This window comes from Achromobacter sp. MFA1 R4 (assembly GCF_900156745.1).
Lineage (GTDB): Bacteria > Pseudomonadota > Gammaproteobacteria > Burkholderiales > Burkholderiaceae_B > Achromobacter.
The window spans coordinates 213,160-231,790 of the sequence record NZ_LT707065.1; the positions used below are offsets into that span (position 1 = coordinate 213,160).

At 70.1% G+C, this 18,631-nt stretch carries 18 protein-coding genes; 7 read left to right on the plus strand and 11 right to left on the minus strand.

Annotated features, from left to right (window positions below; genetic code table 11):
• The first annotated feature begins 115 nt into the window (after positions 1-115).
• The 5 genes from BXA00_RS00875 to BXA00_RS00895 all read left to right on the plus strand — a co-directional run bounded on the left by BXA00_RS00875 (position 116) and on the right by BXA00_RS00895 (position 6,259).
• On the plus strand, positions 116-934 hold the full coding sequence (locus tag BXA00_RS00875) for an IclR family transcriptional regulator (RefSeq protein ID WP_076515415.1): 819 nt from the start codon (positions 116-118) through the stop codon (positions 932-934).
• 179 nt (positions 935-1,113) lie between these two features.
• Entirely contained in the window at positions 1,114-1,626 is a 513-nt protein-coding gene (locus BXA00_RS00880; RefSeq protein WP_076515417.1) for a sigma-70 family RNA polymerase sigma factor, read from the plus strand.
• Complete coding sequence (locus BXA00_RS00885) at positions 1,619-2,539, plus strand: DUF4880 domain-containing protein (RefSeq protein WP_076515419.1); 921 nt, start codon at positions 1,619-1,621, stop codon at positions 2,537-2,539. Before BXA00_RS00880 ends, BXA00_RS00885 begins: the two co-directional genes overlap by 8 nt.
• Positions 2,540-2,637: 98 nt before the next feature.
• Positions 2,638-5,028, plus strand: coding sequence for a TonB-dependent receptor (locus tag BXA00_RS00890; RefSeq protein WP_076515421.1), 2,391 nt, complete (start codon positions 2,638-2,640; stop codon positions 5,026-5,028).
• Between the two features lie 7 nt (positions 5,029-5,035).
• Positions 5,036-6,259: a PepSY domain-containing protein gene (locus BXA00_RS00895; RefSeq protein WP_076515423.1), complete on the plus strand. Its 1,224-nt coding sequence runs from the start codon at positions 5,036-5,038 to the stop codon at positions 6,257-6,259.
• A gap of 17 nt (positions 6,260-6,276) precedes the next feature.
• Here BXA00_RS00895 and BXA00_RS00900 read toward each other — a convergent pair whose 3' ends face one another.
• The 4 genes from BXA00_RS00900 to BXA00_RS00915 all read right to left on the minus strand — a co-directional run bounded on the left by BXA00_RS00900 (position 6,277) and on the right by BXA00_RS00915 (position 9,243).
• Positions 6,277-7,698 carry an FAD-binding oxidoreductase gene (locus tag BXA00_RS00900; RefSeq protein ID WP_076515425.1) on the minus strand — a complete coding sequence of 474 codons (1,422 nt, stop codon included), beginning with the start codon at positions 7,696-7,698 and terminating at the stop codon, positions 6,277-6,279.
• Between the two features lie 244 nt (positions 7,699-7,942).
• Positions 7,943-8,182, minus strand: coding sequence for a hypothetical protein (locus BXA00_RS00905; protein WP_369825589.1), 240 nt, complete (start codon positions 8,180-8,182; stop codon positions 7,943-7,945).
• 34 nt (positions 8,183-8,216) lie between these two features.
• Entirely contained in the window at positions 8,217-8,414 is a 198-nt protein-coding gene (locus BXA00_RS00910) for a hypothetical protein (RefSeq protein ID WP_076515427.1), read from the minus strand.
• A 70-nt stretch (positions 8,415-8,484) separates the two neighbouring features.
• Positions 8,485-9,243, minus strand: a complete 759-nt coding sequence (locus BXA00_RS00915) for a BON domain-containing protein (protein ID WP_076515429.1) — start codon at positions 9,241-9,243, stop codon at positions 8,485-8,487.
• A gap of 337 nt (positions 9,244-9,580) precedes the next feature.
• On the opposite strand from BXA00_RS00915, the gene BXA00_RS28635 reads away from it, so the two are divergent.
• Positions 9,581-9,736 carry a hypothetical protein gene (locus BXA00_RS28635; RefSeq protein WP_156902709.1) on the plus strand — a complete coding sequence of 52 codons (156 nt, stop codon included), beginning with the start codon at positions 9,581-9,583 and terminating at the stop codon, positions 9,734-9,736.
• A gap of 62 nt (positions 9,737-9,798) precedes the next feature.
• Positions 9,799-10,323, plus strand: coding sequence for a CinA family protein (locus tag BXA00_RS00920; protein WP_076515431.1), 525 nt, complete (start codon positions 9,799-9,801; stop codon positions 10,321-10,323).
• Here the strand turns inward: BXA00_RS00920 and BXA00_RS00925 are convergent.
• Genes BXA00_RS00925 through BXA00_RS00955 form a run of 7 tightly spaced genes read right to left on the minus strand, consistent with a single transcriptional unit; the run spans position 10,272 to position 18,462 of the window.
• Positions 10,272-11,003: a glycosyltransferase family 2 protein gene (locus BXA00_RS00925; protein ID WP_076515433.1), complete on the minus strand. Its 732-nt coding sequence runs from the start codon at positions 11,001-11,003 to the stop codon at positions 10,272-10,274. The genes BXA00_RS00920 and BXA00_RS00925 overlap by 52 nt on opposite strands.
• The gene (locus BXA00_RS00930; protein ID WP_076515436.1) at positions 11,000-11,602 is read right to left on the minus strand and encodes a bifunctional 2-polyprenyl-6-hydroxyphenol methylase/3-demethylubiquinol 3-O-methyltransferase UbiG; all 603 of its coding nucleotides are present in this window, start codon (positions 11,600-11,602) and stop codon (positions 11,000-11,002) included. The genes BXA00_RS00925 and BXA00_RS00930 overlap by 4 nt, the downstream gene beginning before the upstream one ends.
• Positions 11,590-12,630 carry an acyl-CoA dehydrogenase gene (locus tag BXA00_RS00935; RefSeq protein ID WP_076515439.1) on the minus strand — a complete coding sequence of 347 codons (1,041 nt, stop codon included), beginning with the start codon at positions 12,628-12,630 and terminating at the stop codon, positions 11,590-11,592. Before BXA00_RS00935 ends, BXA00_RS00930 begins: the two co-directional genes overlap by 13 nt.
• A gap of 60 nt (positions 12,631-12,690) precedes the next feature.
• A complete protein-coding gene (pdeM, locus tag BXA00_RS00940; protein WP_076515442.1) occupies positions 12,691-13,362 on the minus strand; it encodes a ligase-associated DNA damage response endonuclease PdeM in 672 nt (223 codons plus the stop codon).
• On the minus strand, positions 13,346-15,808 hold the full coding sequence (locus tag BXA00_RS00945) for a ligase-associated DNA damage response DEXH box helicase (protein WP_076515444.1): 2,463 nt from the start codon (positions 15,806-15,808) through the stop codon (positions 13,346-13,348). The genes pdeM and BXA00_RS00945 overlap by 17 nt, the downstream gene beginning before the upstream one ends.
• Positions 15,805-17,409 (minus strand): ATP-dependent DNA ligase, encoded by a 1,605-nt coding sequence (locus BXA00_RS00950; protein WP_076515446.1) that lies wholly within the window; start codon positions 17,407-17,409, stop codon positions 15,805-15,807. The genes BXA00_RS00945 and BXA00_RS00950 overlap by 4 nt, the downstream gene beginning before the upstream one ends.
• Before the next feature lie 48 nt (positions 17,410-17,457).
• The gene (locus BXA00_RS00955) at positions 17,458-18,462 is read right to left on the minus strand and encodes a ligase-associated DNA damage response exonuclease (RefSeq protein ID WP_076515448.1); all 1,005 of its coding nucleotides are present in this window, start codon (positions 18,460-18,462) and stop codon (positions 17,458-17,460) included.
• Positions 18,463-18,631: the final 169 nt, after the last annotated feature.

Here is an 18,631-nt window from a genome sequence, read left to right on the forward strand (position 1 = left end):
CCGCTGCGCATCGCGGACCATCGCGGACCATCGCGGACTTGGCGGCTGGCAATGACGACACGGTAGGCGCTACAGTGCGCAAATACACCGTCCCATTTCCACGGAGTGGAATTGCATGAATACGCCCCCCAAGCCTGCAACGCCGTCCGGCGCCAGCCGGCGCTTTACCGGCGTCAGCCAGAATCGATCGCTGGAGCGCGGCCTGGAGATTCTTCGCGCGTTCAAGCCCGGCACGGATCTGCTGGGCAACGGCGAGCTCGCCGAACGCACCGGCCTGTCCGCCGCCACGGTCAGCCGCCTGACCCAGACCCTGGTGACCAGCGGCTTTCTGGAACACGACCGGCGCGCGCGCGCCTACCGTCTTGCCGCGCCCGTGCTCAGCCTGGGGCACGCCATGCGTGCCGCCTCGCCCGTGCTCCGCGCGGCCACGCCCCTGATGCGCGATCTGTCGGTCAAGCTGCGGATGAACGTGGGACTGGCCAGCGCCGACCGCGCCGAGATGGTTTACCTGGAATCCATCCGCTACAACCGCAGGGCGTCGCTACGCACCATCGTCGCGGGGCAGCGGGTTCCGATCGAACTGACCTCGCTGGGCCGTGCGTACCTTGCCACGCTGCCGACCAGCGCGCGCGAGACGTTGCTGGACCAGATCCGGCGCACCTATCGCAGCGCCACCTGGAAGCCCATCCGCGCGGATATCGACGCCGCCATCGCCAAGGTGGCGGCGCAGGGATATTGCGTCGCGTCCTGGCAGCCCGGCGTCGTGGCGATGTCCACGCCGCTGCGCGGCCAGAGCGAACTGGCGCTGGCGCTGAACGTCAGCCTGATCACCGACGATGCGCCGTCCGTGGTGGCGCGGCAGCACGCGCAGGACCTGCTGGCGCTGAAGGCCAGGATCGCGCATCAACTGGAAATCCAGGCGCCGGCCGATTGAGGGCGGCCGGGTTCGCCTGGCGCCTGGCGTGTCGGCGGCGGCCCAGGCCGGGCGCCGGCCGGCGCCGCCACCCGGCATCCGGCATCCGGCATCCGGCATCCGCTGATACAATAAGAACCATTCTCAATCTCGACGCCACTCCGTCGCGATCCTACCCTTTCCTATACCCTCGCACTTCCATGACTCACAGCCTGGCGCCGGATCACCGCCACGTGCGCGCACTCTATGTGGATCATCACCGCTGGCTGGTGAACTGGCTGCGTAGAAAGCTGGGCTGCGGGTTCGATGCGGCGGATATCGCGCAGGACACCTTCCACCGCCTGCTGGCCGCGCCTGAACGCGCCACTGGCCTGCAGGAGCCGCGCGCCTACCTGACGACGCTGGCGCATGGCCTGGCCGTGGACCACATCCGCCGGCGCAGGCTGGAGCGCGCCTATCTCGACGAACTTGCCCTGCTGCCCGAGGAACTGGCCCCCTCGCCCGAGACGCGCGCCCTGCTGCTGGAAACCATCGTCCGCATCGACCGCATGCTTGACGGCTTGAACGCGAAGGCGAAGGCGGCCTTCCTGATGTCGCGGCTGGACGGCATGCGTTACCCCGAGATCGCGGCGGCGCTGCGCGTGTCATTGAGTTCGGTCGAAAAGTACATGGCCGCCGCCATCCGCCATTGCTACACGCTGCGCTATGGCTAATCCGGCCGGCGTGCTCGAACGCGCGATTTTCTTTGCGGTGCGCCTGAACTCCGGCCACGCGGACGCGGCCGAGCACGAGGCCTGCCGCCGCTGGCGCGAGGCCGATGCGGAGCACGAGCGGGTGTGGCGCCAGTTGCAGGCGATCGAAACGGATCTGCGCACGGTGTCCGGGTCCGTGGCGGCGGCGGCTTTGCGCGCCGCGCCGTCACGCGGCCGCCGCCGCGCGCTGGCGATGCTTGCCCTGGGCACGGTGGGCACGGGCGCGACGCTGGCGTGGCGCGATGGCGCCTGGGAGCGCATGACCGCCGACTACCGCAGCGGCGTGGGCGAGCGCCGCCGGTTCGCGCTGGCCGATGGCGCCGAGCTGTGGCTGAACACCGGCAGCGCGGTGCGCACCGATTCGGGCGAGCGCCGCCTGACCCTGCTGGCCGGCGAGTTGCGCATGGACACGGGCGCAGGCGCCCCGTGGGAAGTGCGCACGCGACAGGCCTGCTTCACGGGGACGCGCGCCCGCTTCCTGCTGCGTCAGATCGAGGACGCGACCTTGCTGGATCTGACGCACGGCGACCTGCGCATTGCGCCAGTGCAGGGCCGCGAGACGCTGGCCGACCCGGGCGGCCGCTATCGCGTGACCGCGCGCGACGCGCGGCGCGAGCCGGCCGCGCCGTTCGATCCCGCAGGCTGGGCGAGCGGTGTGCTGACGGTGCGCGGCATGCGCCTGGCGGATTTTCTGCAAGAGCTGTCACGCTACCAGCGCGGCTGGATCAGTTGCGATCCGGCCGTGGCCGACCTGCGGGTCTCGGGCGTATTCCTGCTGGACGACCTGCCGGGCGCCCTGGATACGCTGGCCCGCGCGCTGCCCACGCGGATCCAGCGTTACGCGGGCCTGTGGACCCGCGTGCTGCCCACCTGAATGCCGTTACAAATTTTCTGCGCCGGGTTTTACGGGTTTTGGCCGCGCCGTTCGACATAGGGAACGACACCCCCAGTTTGAACAGGATCGCTTCCGCCATGCCCCGTTCCCCCTGCTTTACGCCTACGCGCCTTTTTCGCCTGCTGCCCTTGTGCGCCGCGCTGGCGCTCGCTTCCCCCGTCCATGCCCAGCCCGCGCGCATGAGCGTCGATCAGGCCGCCGCGCCGCTCGAGTCCGCGTTGAACCAATACGCCGCATCGGCGCGGGTCACGCTGTCGTTCGACCCGTCGCTCACAGCGGGCCGCCAGGCGCCCGCGCTGGACGGCGCGTATTCGGTCGGCGACGGCTTCGCGGCATTGCTCGCGGGCAGCGGCCTGATCGCGGAACAGACGGGCGAGCGCCACTACGTCATCCGGCCGGCCGCGCCGGCGGTCAGCACGCTGGCGCCGGTCACGGTGACGGGCGACTCGGCCGCGGAACGCTACAACCCGCCGACGACCGTGGGGTCGAAGACGCCGCTCACGCAGCGCCAGATCCCGCAGTCGATCAGCGTGGTGACGCAGGATCGCATGCGTCAGCAGGCGATGCAGACGCTGGACGACGCGATGCGCAACACGGCGGGTGTCACGGTCGAACGCCGCGACAACAGCCGCTCGATCTTCCATTCGCGCGGCTTCGACATGACGTCGTACCAGATCGACGGCATCCCCACGCAATACGACTGGCGCATGCTGTCGTCCACCGACCTTGCCATCTACGACCGGGTCGAAGTGCTGAAGGGCCCCGCCGGGCTGTACAACGGCGCGGGCGGGCTGGGCGGCGCGATCAATCTGGTACACAAGCTCCCGCAGAAGGAATTCGGCTTCGAAGGCAGCGTCTCGGCCGGATCGTGGGACAACTACCGTTCGCAGGTCGACCTGACGGGCGGCCTGAACGAAGACGGCTCGCTGCGCGGGCGGCTGGTGGGCGTGTACCAGGACCGCCGCTTTTTCTATGACAAGACCAACGAGCAGCATTCCGTGCTGTACGGCGCACTGGCGTACGACTTTACGCCCCGCACGACGCTGACCGTGGGCGGCGGCCGCCAGGAGCGCGATATCCATGCGTCGATGTGGTCGCTCCCGGCCACCATGACCCTCGGCCCGGGGGGCCAGCCCAGCTTCTCGCTGGCCGACATCAAGCGCTCGACCTTCATCGGCGCCGACTGGAACCGCGACCAGTTCACGTCCACCGAGGCTTTCGCCGACGTGGAGCACCGCCTGGATAACGGCTGGACCGCCAAGCTGTCGGGCCGCTACGCCGAGAACAAACTGGACCGCGAGCAGGCGTATGGGTGGGGTCCGGCCAACACGTCGAACAACCTGATCCAGCTCCTGTCCGCCAAGGGCCCGACCCGCCAGGCGCAGACCTCCTACGACGCCTATGCCGACGGCCCCTTCACGCTGTTCGGGCGCCAGCACACGCTGACGCTGGGCGCCAATTACACGGACTCGCGTTTCGACAACGAGTGGAACTATCCGACGCCAAGCTGGGCGCCGCGCATCGACATCACCCGGCCGCGCTCGGACTTCGACCGCCTGGACTATGCCTTCAACAACGGCAATCACGCCCGCACCCAGCAGTGGGGCATTTATTCCAACCTGCGGCTGCGCCTGACCGATCCGCTGACGCTGGTTGCAGGCGGCCGCTTCAGCTGGTGGGACCTGACCTCCACACAACGCACGCTGGCCGGGGAAAAGTCGCAGGACGCCCGCTTCAACGGCGAGTTCACGCCCAACCTGGGGCTGATCTACGACCTGAACGACACCTACTCGCTATACACCAGCTATTCCGAGATCTTCCAGCCGCAGAACGGCTATTCGACGGCGGATGGCAATATGCTCAAGCCCCTGGAGGGCAGGCAGATCGAAGCCGGCATCAAGGGCGAATACCTGGACGGCGCGCTCAATGCGTCCTTCGCGGTGTTCGAGATCCGCGACGAGAACCGCGCCACGCTCTCGCCCGATTCCACCACCGTCTACACCGCTAACGGCAAGACCCGCAACCGCGGCTTCGAGCTGCAGGTCAACGGCGAAATCCGCCCAGGCTGGAACGTCTACGCCGGCTATACCTGGCTGCAGGCGCGCGTGGACCAGAGCGCCTCCTACGATTCGAACGTGACCGCGGTCGCACCGCGTCATCTGCTGCGCGTGTGGACCGACTATCGTCTTCCCGGCGACTGGAACCGCTACACCATCGGCGGCGGGGTCAACGTGCAAAGCGGCACCTATGTCGCCCTGCCCCAATACAACGGCGCGCGGCTGGAACAGGGCGGCTATGCGACGGTGGACCTGAAGTTCGGCTACGAGATCAACCGCAACCTGGACGTGGCGCTCAACATCACCAACCTGTTTGACCGCAAGTACTACGCGACGATCAGTTCGCCGCGTTCGCAGAACATTTTTGGCGAGCCCCAGGCGTTCCTGCTGACCCTGCGCGCCCGCTACTGAGCGCGCGATGTCGAGCGCAGCGCGCCCGTTCTGGGTCGGCGTGCACCGGTGGGCGGGGCTGGCCACCGCCATCTTCCTGTGCGTGGCCGGGCTGACCGGCAGCATGCTCGCCTTCAAGGAAGACCTGGACGCGTGGCTGAACCCGCAATGGTTCATGGCGCCCGCGCAGGGGCGCGACATGCTGGCCCCCATTGCGCTGCGGGACGCGGTGGCCCGGCAATTGCCCTGGGCCGCCGTTGACCAGGTGCCGCTGCGGCGGGAAGCCGGCCGCGCCGTGATCTTCCGGCTGGCGCCGGCGCGGGATGCGGCCACCGGCCGGCCGCTGCCGCTGGCGGCCACCCATGCGTTCGCCGACCCCTACAGCGGCAAGGTGCTGGGGTGGCGCGACGAAAACGCCCTCTCGCTGGCACGCGGGAATCTCTTGCCCTTCATCTACCGCCTGCACCTGGACCTGACGCTGCCGGGCGTCTGGGGCCGGCTGCTGTATGGCGTGATCGCGCTGGTCTGGACGCTGGATTGTTTCGTGGGTTTTTATTTGACGCTGCCCGCCCGGGGCGCGCGGCGCAAGGGCTTCTGGCGCGCCTGGCGGCCCGCCTGGCTGATCAAGCCGGGCGCCAGCGCGGCGCGCTGCACACTGGATCTGCACCGCGCCTTCGGCCTCTGGCTGTGGGCGATGCTGCTGGTGTATGCCTGGTCCAGCGTGATGTTCAATCTGCGCGCGCAGGTCTACCAGCCGGTGATGTCGGTCATCATGCCGTTCGATACGTCATGGCGCGGCGCGCCCGTCCTGCCCGCGCCGATGTCCACGCCGGCGCTGGACGGCCCCGCCGCGCTCCAGGCCGCGCGCCGCGCGATGGACGCCCTGGCGCGCGAGCGCGGCTTCAAGGTGGACGGCGAGGAAATGCTGATGCTGGACCGGCGCCGCGGCGTCTACGCCTATCTGGCGCACAGCGACGCCGACCTGCGCCGGCACGTGGGCAACACCGCGATCCTGATCGACGCCAACACCGGCAAACGCGTGGGAACCTACCTGCCCACGCGCGGCGCCTGGGGCGACACGTTCAGCAACTGGCTGGGCGCGCTGCACATGGCCCATGTCTTCGGGCTGCCCTACCGGATCTTCGCTTGCGCGCTTGGGCTGATCGTCGCCATGCTGTCCGTGACCGGCGTCCTGATCTGGCAGCGCAAGCGGCGGGGCCGGGCCCATGCGAACGCCCGCCGGCCCGGCTGACCCGCCGCGGTTCATCATCAAGGCCCCGCCGGCCTGATGTTCTGGTTGTGCCGGAACAGGTTCTGCGGATCGTAGCGGGTCTTCACCTGCACCAGCCGGTCGTAGTTTTCCCCGTAGGCCGCGCCCACTCTTGCGGTCTCGTCCTGGGTCAGGAAGTTCACGTAGACGCCGCCCTGCGAGTACGGCTCGGTGGCCTTGAAGATGTCGCGCGTCCAGGCGATGCAGCGCTCGTCGTCCTGCGGATCGTCCCAGCGTCCGTGCACGTTCATGGCGAACTGCGCCGCGCGGTGCGGATACGCCATGGCGGTCACGGGCACGCGCATCGCCGCGCCGGCGATGTGGCCGAAGAAGATCTCGCACTGCGGCGAAGGCACGTCGCCCACCGCCGCCACGACCGCGTCGATCAGGCCGTCCTCCAGCACGCCCAGGTTGTGCGATTTCCAGTAGTTGCGGGCGCCGGGCGTCAACAGGGGATCGAAGGCCTTTTGCCAGGCCGCGTAGGGCATCGGGCCGAGTTGTTCGCCGTAGGGTTCGCCCAGCGCGCGCACCGCCTCGACGGCCTGCGCTCCCTGGTCCAGGCTGCCGGTGTAGCAGGCGGCGAAGGCGACGATGGGCTTGCCATGCGCGGAGGGCGGAAGGAACGGCAAGGGCGGCGCCTGTCTCAGGACCGCCCACACCGTCAGTTCCTCGGGCAAGGATTGCAGCGCGTCGCGGTATCTCGCCAGCGCCTGCCTGCCCTGTTCAAGCGGCAACACGACCAGCCCGCCATAGACCTGCGGACCCACCGGATGCAGCTGGAACTCGAACATCGTGACCACGCCGAAATTGCCGCCGCCGCCGCGGATGGCCCAGAACAGGTCCGGATTTTCCGATTCGCTGGCCCGCAGGAGCTGGCCGTCCGCGGTCACCACGTCGGCGGACACGAGGTTGTCGATCGTCAGGCCGAACCTGCGCGTGAGCCAGCCGAAGCCGCCTCCCAAGGTCAGGCCGGCCACGCCCGTCGTCGAATTGATGCCCAGGGGAACCGCCAGGCCGAAAGCCTGGGCTTCGTGGTCCAGGTCCGCCAGGGTCGCGCCGGGTTCCACATACGCCCTGGCGCGCTCGGGGTCGATCCGCACCGACTTCATCGGCGACAGGTCGATCATCATGCCGCCGTCGCAGACGGCGGTCCCGGCGATGTTGTGGCCCCCGCCGCGCAGGGACACCGTCATCCGGTTTTCACGCGCGGCATCGACAGCGCGCCGCACGTCGGCCACGCCCGCGCAACGGACGATGACCGCGGGGCGGCGGTCGACCATCGCGTTCCAGATCTTGCGGGCCTCGTCATAGCCGGCATCGCCCGGCAACAGGACCTGGCCTCGGGCCGTCGCCTGCAGGTCGGCGATGCGCGCCGCATTCGCCTGCGGGTCATCGTTACTACTGCTGGACAGTTTGTTCATCACACATCTCCTTGAAGGCGATGCATTCACAAACAGCGTCTGAAGCTCCGGAATGGGTCCGGAGCGAGCCGTCTATCGGATCGGGCGCGACATGGGATTTGCCTCCTGTGAAAGGGGCCATGACCCTAGGCACGTGATTGCCCGGCGTACGCCGCGCGGGGGAAGGCGGCAGACGCCCTGTTTCGTGCGCCGGAGCGTGCGTGATGAAAAAAGTATAGGCCTTTGGCCGCGAGCCCAGCAGCCCCTAGGCCTCGTTTTTCAGGACGCCGCGCACGTTGAGCGCCGCCAGGCCCAGTTGCAGTGCAATAAGCGCCCAGGCGCCGTCATGCAGGCCCCACGCCACCCACAGCACATTGCTCAGCAGAAAGACCCAGAAGCCCGCCGTGCGCCGGCGGGCGCTGCGCGACGCGACCAGCCACGCGGCGCCCAGCGACGCCGCCATGGCCGGCCACTGCAGGAAGTCCCATAGCGCGTCCATCGTCATGGCCTGCCGTCCTGCGATGCGCCAGGGGACGGGCTCAAGGCTTGGACCGGGCGCCCTGCCCGCGATTGCGCTGGCTCTGCTGGTCTTGCCCGGTGCCTATCTGCGAGACATGGCCCTCTTTCTTGCTGCGGTTCTGCGTGTCGCCATGGCTGGCCTGGGCCTGGCGGGGCGTGTCGTCTTCGCTGCGGTTTGGGGCGTCCTTGTCCCGCGTGGTGTCGTTTGGCTTGGTCATCGTCTGCTCCTGTCATCGGGGCCGTATCGGCCCATGGGGGTTGGGGGGCTGCTGTGTCCGGGCGCGCCGGTCATGCCGTCTTCCCGGGGACGCCGCCGGCCCCCGCGGCGCTGGCGCCCGGGCTCGCAACGCGGATGCGGTTGTCGACGTCATTCACGCCGGCGCACTCGACGGTGCAATCCTCCACGTCGTGTTTGGTGCGGCGTTGCGGCACGGTGCCTTCCAGCACGACCCGGCCGTCGGTCACCGACACCGACACATCGCTCACGTCCAGGCCGCTGTGGGCCAGGGCCTCGCACACGTTCTCGCGAACCCGTTCGTCCGAACGGACGTAGCCCTTGGGATCGGTCCGGCGCGAGCCGCGGTCGCGCCACGCCGTCGGTCCGCGGTTATAGCCGCCGCGCTCGGCGGTCTCGAACGACATGGGCTCCTCGCTCCACGCCGGACGGTCTCCGTAATACCCGCCTTCGTCGTCACCGAACGATGTAGGGCCGTCATAGCCCGGGTCGCGGCCGCCGGGGTCGCGGCCGCCGGGGTCCCGGTTGCCGCCGCGCGGGCCCCGTCCGGGGCCGCTGTCACGGTCCCAGCCGCCCGCTGCCCGGTCGCGTCCGCTGTAGACCTGTTGACGCTGGAACGCGGGGTCTTCGTTCGAAAAGCCGCCATAGCTGCTCTGGCCAGGATCGTCGCTGCGGCTGCGCACCGGCTCGCGGGTGTTGCGCGCGCCGCCCTGGCGCGTGCCGGCGCCCTGGTATCCGAAGGAGGGCGCGGGGTCCTGCCATGGCTCCCGGTCGCCGCGATATCTCGACGTGTTCCTCGGATCTCTGCTCATGTCGTGTCTCCCGTTGCAAGTTGCAAATCCTGCGGGTCCGGCCTCGGCCATCTGCCACGTTGCCGGCCCGCCCCCCTACGCGCAGCAAGTGCTGTGCCGGATTTGCACGCCGGGGCATGCGCCATTGGGGTCCCATGCTGAATGGCCGATAGGCCGAATGCCGCCGCGGTGCTAAGAATGGGGAACCATGCGGTGACGACGGCGCGGTCTGGCCGCCCCCCCGCATCCGGCACAACGACACACGACATTCAGGAGATGAACAATGGCTTCGGGATCCAGGCTGTCCGATGTAATCGTAAAACTCCCCGATCGATCGACATGCCGCGTAGAACGGCGTTTGATCGCAAGACGGACCAAGGAAGCTTCTGGCGTTCCCATCTACGTCTGCACCCTGCCCACGGGCGAGCCCGTCACATGGCTGGGCGGTGGAAAGTACCGCCTGCCCTGCGGCGCGGTGGGCGTGGCCGTGGCGCACAAACCGCCGGACAGATAGGCCGATATCCGGCCGGCACACGGCTTGCTGCGCACCCGGGCGATGCACCAGGAGGGACGGACATGAATGCCATCGAACGGGTTGCCGCCTACATGCACGAGCATTCGCTGACACTCGTGACGGCCGAATCGTGCACGGCCGGCCTGATCGCGGCCACGCTGGCGGACATCCCCGGCGCGGGCGCGTTGCTGGACTGCGCATTCGTCGCCTACTCGCCCCAGGCCAAGCAGCAGTGCCTGGGCGTGTCGGCGCGCACGCTGCAGCGCCACAACCTCACGAGCGAGGCGGTGGCCCGGGAAATGGCCCTGGGCGCCGCGCGCAACAGCCCCGCCAACGTCGCGATCTCCAACACAGGCGTCACCGACGACACCGACGATGAGATTCCCGCCGGCACGCAGTGCTACGCCTGGGTGTTCAAGGCCGGGCCGGCCGACGCTTCGCCGGCGGTCTACACGGAAACGATGCGATTCATGGGCGATCGCAACACGATCCGACGCGCCAGCGCAGGACATGCGCTGGCGCGCCTGATCGACTATCACAGGCAGTGGCGCGAAGGCGCGCGGCCATCCGCATCGCGTTCCGGCTGAACGCCGGGGCCTGCCGCGCCCTCGTCGCGGCCCTTGCGCAGCGCGCTGGCGAATCCGCCTTCGACGCGCGAGTGCGGCCGCGCACTGGTCGTCACGCGCGGCAGGCAGCTCCAGGCGATGCGCGCCCCGCCCTGTTCCAGCCGGTCGACCAGGGCCTGGTCCTCGCTGCACGCCAACGCAGCGAACCCGCCGATCCGCCGGTACGCCTGCGCCGCAACGCCCAGGTTGGCGCCATGCACGTGACGGTGGCCGTCGCAGTCCTGGTAGTGCCGCACGAAGGCGCGTTGGGCGCGCTGGGCGAGCGCGCCATGGGCCTCCCACCCGGTCACCGATACGGTCCCGCACACCACTTCCGCGTCCAGGGAGAGCTGATCGGCCAGCCAGGCCGGCGACACGCGGCTGTCGGCGTCGGTGAAGGCGAGCCAGCGCGCACCGGCCCGCAGCAGATGCTGCGCGCCCGCAGCGCGCGCCATCCCCACATTGCGCGCCTGGATGGCCACGCAATCCACGGGCCACGCGGCCGCAAAGGGCGCCGTCCGGTCCATGCAGTGATCGAGCACCACGACGATCTTCACCGCTTCCCGTCCCAGCCGCCGATGGCGCGCGGCGCGCGTGACCGCGCGCAGGCAGTCTTGGATGTGGCGCTCCTCGTTGTGCGCCGGAATGCATACTCCGATCATGGCTCGCTTCCTTGGGGTTGTCTGCGCCAGAGATCCAGGCGGAACTCGGCCTCTTCGTGATGGACCCGGCGCGCCAGGCCGGGCAGCGCGCCGATTGCGGCATGCAAGGTGTCGGTGGGCTGCAGGCGATCGTCGAAATCCGGCCGCCAGTGGCAGGCCACGATCTCGCCGCCGGGCGCGAGCGACGCGTCCACGCCGCGCAGGAACCGGGCCAGCGCGACATCGTCCAGGTAATACCCGACCTCGGACAGCACGATGAGATCGAATCCGCGCGCCGGTGCGGCGGGCCATTGCCGCGGCAGGTCCAGCAGCAGCACGTCCACGTGGTCCAGGCCTTTTTCCGCCATGCGTGCGCGGCAACGCGCGGCGGGGGCGGGCGCAATGTCGGCCGCGCTGACGCGCGCGCAGCGCAGGGCCAGGCACTGCGTCAATTGCCCCGCGCCGCAACCCGGCTCGAAGGCATGGCGGTAGCGTTCACGGCCCAGCGCGGCGAGCAGCAGGCGGCGCTTGCGGCGTTCGTACCAGGCGCTTGACACCCTCCAGGGGTCGGGATCGGCGCGGTACAGCTGTTCGAAATGGTCTGCCGCTACAGGGCCCATGGCGCGCCTTCCCGCCTGAGCACCACCTGTCCGTGCGAGGCCTGGTCGCGCTCCGCATGGCTCTGCCGGATGTAGATGGGCAGATCGGCCATCGCTTGCGCAAAGCCCGCGTCGCGGCACAGCGGCCCGGCGCCCAGCGCGCGCGCGGCGCGCTCCATTACCTGCGCCGCGGCGGATTCCACGGCCAGGCGTGCGCGCACGCACTCCAGCGCGCACGCCTCGTGCGGATGCGCATCGATGACCGCGGCGGTCTCGCGCAGCACGGCCCGCGCCATCGCCATGGCCACGTCGATGGCGCCCAGGTGCGCCAGCCGGTGCGGATCGGCGCCCGCTGCTGGCAACGCGCCGCGCAGGGTCTGCGCGATGCGCTCCAGGCCCCCGTACCAGCACGCCGCGACGCCCGCGCCGCCATGATGAAAGCCGGGGCGATGCACGTACGCGCCCGGCTCGCCGACGAGCGTGCAGGGCACGTCGTCGAACACCACATCGACGCTGGCCGACGCGCGCATGCCCACGGCGTGCCAGCCGGCGTCGGTCACCGCGACGCCCAGTTGATCCAGCGCCACGGCGGCAAGACAAGGCTCGCCCGTCGGATTCCATCCGCTCACCAGGGCGTGCGTCACCGACGCGGCGCCGGAACACCAGCCCTTCACGCCGCGCAGCCGCGCGGCGCCGCCTGCCTGCGGCACGATCTCGACACGCTGGTCCGGCGGTTCGGCGCACCACACGCCCCAGCGGCTATGCGGCGGCGGCGCGGACGCGCGCAGCTCGGCCAGGATCGCCAGCGCGTCGGTGTGCCCCTCATACAGCTTGGCCAGGCTGAGGTCCGCCGCGGCCACACGTGCCAGCGCCCGCCAACGGTCCAGCGTGCGGCCGGACGCGGGCAGCGGCAATCGATCGCACCCCTGGTCGACCAGGACGCGCAACCATCGTCCGGCGTCCATCGCGCTGCGCACGCCGCCCACGGCCTCGCCCAGCGCCTGGTGCAGTGGGGGCAAGGGGGATGCGAAGCCGGGAGAGTGGGTCATGGAAAGGTCGATGGCGCGGCGTGGAGAATGCCCCGCATGCAGCAAACGCCGTGCCCATCGTCACGCCGGGCGCGGCGTCCATCCCAGCGGCAACGCGTCGCCCTCCACGCACGCGACCAGCGCCGCGCCCTGCCCGCCCTGCACCGCGTGTCCGCCCGTGAAGTCGGAGAACGCGGGCAGGACGGTCATCGCGGGTCGCAGCCAGAAAGCGGGCCAGCTTCGCGGCACGCCGGGCACGCGCGTCTTGGGATGCACGTGCCCGGCGATCACATGGCGTCCCTGCGCGTCCGCCTGCGGCAGGTGCCGGAACAGAAACGGGCCGTCGGCCCACGCCTGGCCCAGTTGGCGCATGCCCAGGGCCACGCCGTCCAGCGCGCGATCGTGATTGCCCGCCAGCACGGCCACGTCCAGATCGGGATGGGCCTGGCGCCAGCCGATCCACGCATCGCGCCAGGCGGCCTGCGCGGCCGGGCCGTGCAGCACGTCGCCCACGATCAGCAATTCGCGCGCTGCCGTTGCCGCCACCAGGTCCGACAGCCGCCGCAAATCGTCCAGGGTGGCGCCGCGCGGGACCGCGATGCCGGCCTGTCGAAAGACATGGCTTTTGCCCAGGTGCAGATCGGCGATCACCAGCCTGGCGCGCGCCGGCCAATGCAAGGCGCGCGCGCCAAGCAGGACCACGCGCTCGCCCGCCAGCGTCATCGCCAGTCCCGCGTCAGGCGTCGCGGGCATAGCGCTTCTCCAACTGCTCGGCCGCGCGCCGGACGCGCGCCTGCCAGGTTTCGGTGCTGAGCTGCCCGCGCAGGCTTTCCGTCCAGAGCGGAAACGACAGCGGCGTCAGCGCTCCAGGTTCGCGCAGCGCCAGTTCGCGGCGCTGGCAGTCCCGCAACGCCGCCATCAGGCGCGGCGCTTCGAGCTGCAGTTCGAAGACCTCCCGCTCCGCCTGCGCCAGCAGCAGATGGTCGGGGTCGTAGCGGCGCAATACGTCGTAGAGCAGGCCGCTCGAGGCCTGGACCTGCCGCAACGAACGCGCCGCCTGTCCGGGCAGCGACGGCGTCAGCAGGCCCGCCACACGCGCGATCTCCCGGAACTGGCGACGCGCCATCTCGCCCAGGTTGACGCCGTCGCGCAGGTCGTCGGCCATGCCGTCGGGGCTGAGCAACGTGCGCAGCAGGGCGTCGTCCAGCGCGGCGGGCTCGGCCAGCGTCAGCATCAGTCCGTAGTCATTGACGGTGTAGGAAAACGTGTTGGCCTGCCGCCTGCCCCAGCGCAGCGCGACCATGGCGGCGATGCCCTCGTGGACCGCGCGGCCCGCGAACGGAAACAGGAACAGGTGCATGCCGCGCCGCGTGCCGATACGCTCGGCCACCAGCCGTCCCCGGTCCGGCAGCGCGCTGGCCTGCGCCTGGATCCGCAGCAGGGGCTCGACGGCGCGCATTTCCGGATGCGTGCCGGGATGGGAGTACAGGCTTTCGACTTCGCTGGCGAGCTGCGTGGACAAGGGCATGCGCCCGCCCTGCCAGGTGGCGACCGGGCCGTCGCCGCCCTTGGCCCGCCGCACGTAGGCGGTCATGCCTTCCAGCCGCACGAGCTCAAGCGTGCGGCCGGCGAACTGGAAGCGGTCGCCGCGCCGCAGGCGCGCCAGGAACCCTTCCTCGACCGAACCGAGGCCGCCGCCGCGCAGGTACTTCACCGCCACCGCGCCGTCGGCGGTGATGGTGCCGATGGACAGCCGGTGCCGGAACGCGATGCGCCGGTCATGCACGCGGTAACAGCCGTCGTCGTCGCGCACCACACGCCGATAGTCCGGGTATTTCTCCAGCGCACGGCCGCCCTGGACGATGAAGTCCAGCACGGCCTGCCACGTCGCGGCATCCAGCGCCGCATAGGCATGGGTGCCGCGCACTTCCTGGTAGAGTGCATCGCCCTCGAATCCGCCGCCCAGCGCCAGCGTCACGGCATGCTGGGCCAGCACGTCCAGGCTGCCGACCGGCGGCGGCCGCGATTCGATCTCGCCGCGCGCGATGGCCTGCCGGGCGGCGGCATACTCGATCAGTTCCAGCGCCTGGGCGGGCACGCAAACCACGTTGCCGGACTCGCCCGGCCGGTGCTTGGACCGCCCGGCGCGCTGCAGCAGGCGCGCCACGCCCTTGGGGCTGCCGATCTGCAGCACCTGATCCACCGACGGGAAGTCCACCCCCAGGTCCAGGCTCGACGTGGCCACCGCGCAGCGCACGGTCCCGTCGCGCAAGCCCTGTTCCACCGCGGCGCGCAGCTTGGGATCCAGCGATCCGTGATGCAGCGCCAGCGTGCGCGGGTCCTCGGGCCAGATCGACTCCAGCGCGCGGTGCCACAGCTCGGCCTGCGCACGCGTGTTCGTGAACAGCAGCGTCGTGGGCACGTCGAAGAGGCGCTTGAACACCCGTTCCAATTGCGACAGCCCCAGGTGCCCGGCCCACGGCAGCGCGCGGCTGCGTTCGGGCAGCAGGGTCGATATCTGTATTTTGCGCGGCCGCGCGCCCGCCACCAGCGCGCTGCCGGGCGCATGCGGCAGCAGCACCGCGCGCGCCTCGTCCAGGTTGCCCAGCGTGGCGGACAGGCCCCACGTGCGCGCGCGGGGCGACAGCCGCCGCACGCGCGCCAGGCACAGTTGCAGCAGCACGCCGCGCTTGTTGCCCAACAGCTCGTGCCATTCGTCCACCACGATGCAGCGCAAGGCGCGAAAACGCAGCGACGCGTCGGCATAGGACAACAGCAGCGCCAGCGATTCCGGCGTGATCACCAGCACCTGCGCCTTGCCTTGCCGCGCCAGCCGCTTGTCGCGCGCGCTGGCGTCGCCCGTGCGCAGCGCAACCGTCCACGCCAGACCCGCCTCTTGCACGGTCTGCGTCAGCGCCCGCGCGGTATCCGCGGCCAGCGCCCGCAGCGGCGTCACCCACAGCACGCGCGGCCCTTCGCCCGTGGCCGCGGCGGCCGGCGCCGCGTCGGCCAGCGCCTCCAGCAGCGGCCCGCCAAACGCCGCCAGGGTCTTGCCGCTGCCGGTCGGCGTGTGCAAGAGGCCCGACTCGCCCTGCAGATAGCGGCGCCACGTCTCGCGCTGGAATGCCGCGGGCTTCCAGCCGCGCGCCGCGAACCACGCGGCAAGCGGCGCATCCCAGCCCCGGGCCGCGCCGCTCATCGCGCCAGCGCCTTCAGGGTCTCGAGCTGGTCGGCCTGGTCGGCCGGCTTGTCATGCCGCCAGCGCAGGATCCGCGGAAAGCGCACCGCCACGCCCGACTTGTGCCGCTTGGACAGGTTGACGCCTTCGAATCCCAGTTCGAACACCAGCACGGGCTCCACCGAGCGCACCGGCCCGAAACGCTCGCGCGTGTGCGCGCGCAGCCAGCGGTCGAGTTCCAGGATTTCCCGGTCGTCCAGCCCGGAGTAGGCCTTGGCGATGGGCACCAGCGCATCACCATCCCACAGGCCGAACGTGTAGTCGGTGTAAAGCGTGCTGCGGCGTCCGTGACCGGACTGCGCATACAGCAGCACGGCGTCGATGGTGAGCGGATCGATCTTCCATTTCCACCAGTCGCCGCGGCGCCGGCCGCTCTGGTAGGGCGCGCTGCGCCGCTTGAGCATGAAGCCTTCCACGCCGCGTTCGCGCGACTCCGCGCGCAGCGCCTGGGCTTCGTCCCAGCCTTGCGGCGCGATGACGGGCGACAAGCGCAGGCGCGGATCCGGATGCCTGCGCAACAGCGACTCCAGCCGCTCGCGGCGCTCGGATTGCGGCAGTTCACGCAGGTCGGCGCCCTCCAGTTCCAGCAGGTCGTAGGCCAGCAGCCGCACCGGCGCTTCGGCCAGCCACTTGGGACCGGGCTTGAGCCGCTGGATGCGGGTCTGCAGGGCGGAGAACGGCATCGGCCCGGCGTGGTCGTCGTGCCAGGCCAGCAGTTCGCCGTCCACGACGCAATCGACGTCCAGCGCGGCCGCCGCCGCCTCGACTTCCGGAAACCGGCCATCCAGCCGCTCTTCGCCGCGCGACCACAAGGCCACCTCGCCGCGCCGCCGTATCAGTTGCGCGCGGATGCCGTCCCACTTCCATTCGATCAGCCAGTCGTCGATCGCGCCCAGCAGGACGGGTTCGCCTTCCAGCGGCGACGCGAGAAAGAAGGGATAAGGCTGCTGGCGGTCGCCGGGCAGTTCTTCGGCGCTGAGCAGGTCGCGCAGGAACGCGGGGCTGGGCGACCACGCGCCGAGCATACGCTGCGCAATGCGCGCGATGGGCACGCCCGACATCTCGGCCAGCGCCTGCTGCACCATGCGCTGCGACACGCCGACGCGCAGCGCGCCAGTCAGCAGTTTGTTGAAGACCAGCCGTTCGGCATACGGCAGGCCCCGCCACGCCGACACGATGACGTCGCGGCGCTCGGCCTCGTCGCGATTGGCGACGGGCACGAGGATCTCTTCGATCCAGTCGGCCAGGCCGCGATCGGGCGCGGCCTGGCCGGGGTCGGGAATCAGCAGGGCCAGCGTCTCGGCCAGGTCGCCGACCTGGTCATAGCAGGCGTCCACCAGCCACGGCGCGGTATCGCTGGCCGTTGCAACCCAGGCCCGCAGCTCTCCGACGCCCGCGATCTTGCGCCGCGCGCTGGTGATCTTGCCCCCCGCAAGCAGGTACAGCGCCCACACCGCGTCGCGCGGCGGCGCTTCGCGGAAGTACGCCACCAGCGCCGCGCGCTTGTCCAATGTGGCGGTGCTGCGGTCCAGCTCCTGATACAACGCCGCGAATCGCTTCATGCCTGAGTCCGTTCCCCTGTCTTGGCCTGTCATCCCCGCCGCGCGGGCTCAATCGTCTTCGCCGTACTGCGTGACGAGCGTCTCGGCGGCGATCCCCGATTCGTTCAGCGTGCGCACCAGCGCCTCGGTATCGCCATGCGTGGCGATGACGCGGCGCGCGCCGCACTCATGGACGGTGCGCAGCAGATCGGGCCAGTCCGCATGGTCCGACACGACAAAGCCGCGATCCATGTTGCGCCGGCGCCGGTTGCCGCGCAGCCGCATCCAGCCGGACGCGAAGCCGTGCTGGGCCTTGCGAAACCGCCGCAACCACGCGCTGCCGGCTGCCGAAGGCGGCGCCAGGATCAGCTCTCCAGCAAATCCCGTGCCCGAGGCGGCAGGGGCGGCGCCGGCGTCGATGACCAGGCGGGTGTCCGCCATCGGCACGCCCGCCTTGCGGTACACGTCCACCCCCGCTGCAATTGCGCCATGCAGATAGACGGGCCGGTCCACGAAAGGCATCAGCTCGGCCAGCACGCGCTGCGCCTTGCCCAGCGCATAGCAGTACAGGATGGCGGCCTCGCCGCGCGAGGCGCAGTGGTCGCGCCATTGCACGATGTCGCGCGCGACATCCGCCGCGCTCGGCCAGCGATAGATCGGCAGGCCGAAGGTGGCCTCGGTGATGAAGGTGTCGCAGGGCACGACCTCGAACGGCGTGCAGGTGGGATCGGGCTGGCGCTTGTAGTCGCCCGACACGACCCAGACCTGGCCGCCCACTTCGATGCGCACCTGCGCGGATCCCAGCACGTGGCCCGCCGGATGCAGCGACACGCGCGCCTCGCCCAGCGTGAAGGTCTCGCCGTAGTCATGGACGCGATAGTCCTGGTCTCCCAGCCGCCATTGCAGGATGGGCAACCCCTCGGCGCTGGTGTGATAGCGGCCCATGCCCGAGCGTGCATGATCGCCGTGGCCATGGGTCAGCACGGCGACGTCGACGGGCCGCCAGGGATCGATATGAAAGCCGCCGGCCGGGCAATACAGGCCTTCCGGACGCAATTGCACGATGTCGCGCATGGCATCTCCCGATAGGCGCGGCGCGAGGGCTTCGCGGCCGCATGCCTACTCTTATACCTTGAAGGTCCGTCCGGTCCGCAAGTGCAATGCCCAGCCCTCGATAACATCCGATGAGGAATTACATCTTCAGTTGCAGACGGCGCATTCGTTGTCAAAGTACTGTCGACGA

Coding starts and splice junctions, on each gene's coding strand:
- pdeM (WP_076515442.1), bottom strand. CDS start 13,362: ATGCCCGCGACGCCTGACGCGGGACTGGCGATGACGCTGGCGGGCGAG.
- BXA00_RS00945 (WP_076515444.1), bottom strand. CDS start 15,808: ATGAGCGGCGCGGCCCGGGGCTGGGATGCGCCGCTTGCCGCGTGGTTC.
- BXA00_RS00925 (WP_076515433.1), bottom strand. CDS start 11,003: ATGATCGGAGTATGCATTCCGGCGCACAACGAGGAGCGCCACATCCAA.
- BXA00_RS00875 (WP_076515415.1), top strand. CDS start 116: ATGAATACGCCCCCCAAGCCTGCAACGCCGTCCGGCGCCAGCCGGCGC.
- BXA00_RS00890 (WP_076515421.1), top strand. CDS start 2,638: ATGCCCCGTTCCCCCTGCTTTACGCCTACGCGCCTTTTTCGCCTGCTG.
- BXA00_RS00915 (WP_076515429.1), bottom strand. CDS start 9,243: ATGAGCAGAGATCCGAGGAACACGTCGAGATATCGCGGCGACCGGGAG.
- BXA00_RS00880 (WP_076515417.1), top strand. CDS start 1,114: ATGACTCACAGCCTGGCGCCGGATCACCGCCACGTGCGCGCACTCTAT.
- BXA00_RS00955 (WP_076515448.1), bottom strand. CDS start 18,462: ATGCGCGACATCGTGCAATTGCGTCCGGAAGGCCTGTATTGCCCGGCC.
- BXA00_RS00905 (WP_369825589.1), bottom strand. CDS start 8,182: ATGACGATGGACGCGCTATGGGACTTCCTGCAGTGGCCGGCCATGGCG.
- BXA00_RS00950 (WP_076515446.1), bottom strand. CDS start 17,409: ATGAAGCGATTCGCGGCGTTGTATCAGGAGCTGGACCGCAGCACCGCC.
- BXA00_RS00900 (WP_076515425.1), bottom strand. CDS start 7,698: ATGAACAAACTGTCCAGCAGTAGTAACGATGACCCGCAGGCGAATGCG.
- BXA00_RS00885 (WP_076515419.1), top strand. CDS start 1,619: ATGGCTAATCCGGCCGGCGTGCTCGAACGCGCGATTTTCTTTGCGGTG.
- BXA00_RS00935 (WP_076515439.1), bottom strand. CDS start 12,630: ATGACCCACTCTCCCGGCTTCGCATCCCCCTTGCCCCCACTGCACCAG.
- BXA00_RS00895 (WP_076515423.1), top strand. CDS start 5,036: ATGTCGAGCGCAGCGCGCCCGTTCTGGGTCGGCGTGCACCGGTGGGCG.
- BXA00_RS00910 (WP_076515427.1), bottom strand. CDS start 8,414: ATGACCAAGCCAAACGACACCACGCGGGACAAGGACGCCCCAAACCGC.
- BXA00_RS00930 (WP_076515436.1), bottom strand. CDS start 11,602: ATGGGCCCTGTAGCGGCAGACCATTTCGAACAGCTGTACCGCGCCGAT.
- BXA00_RS00920 (WP_076515431.1), top strand. CDS start 9,799: ATGAATGCCATCGAACGGGTTGCCGCCTACATGCACGAGCATTCGCTG.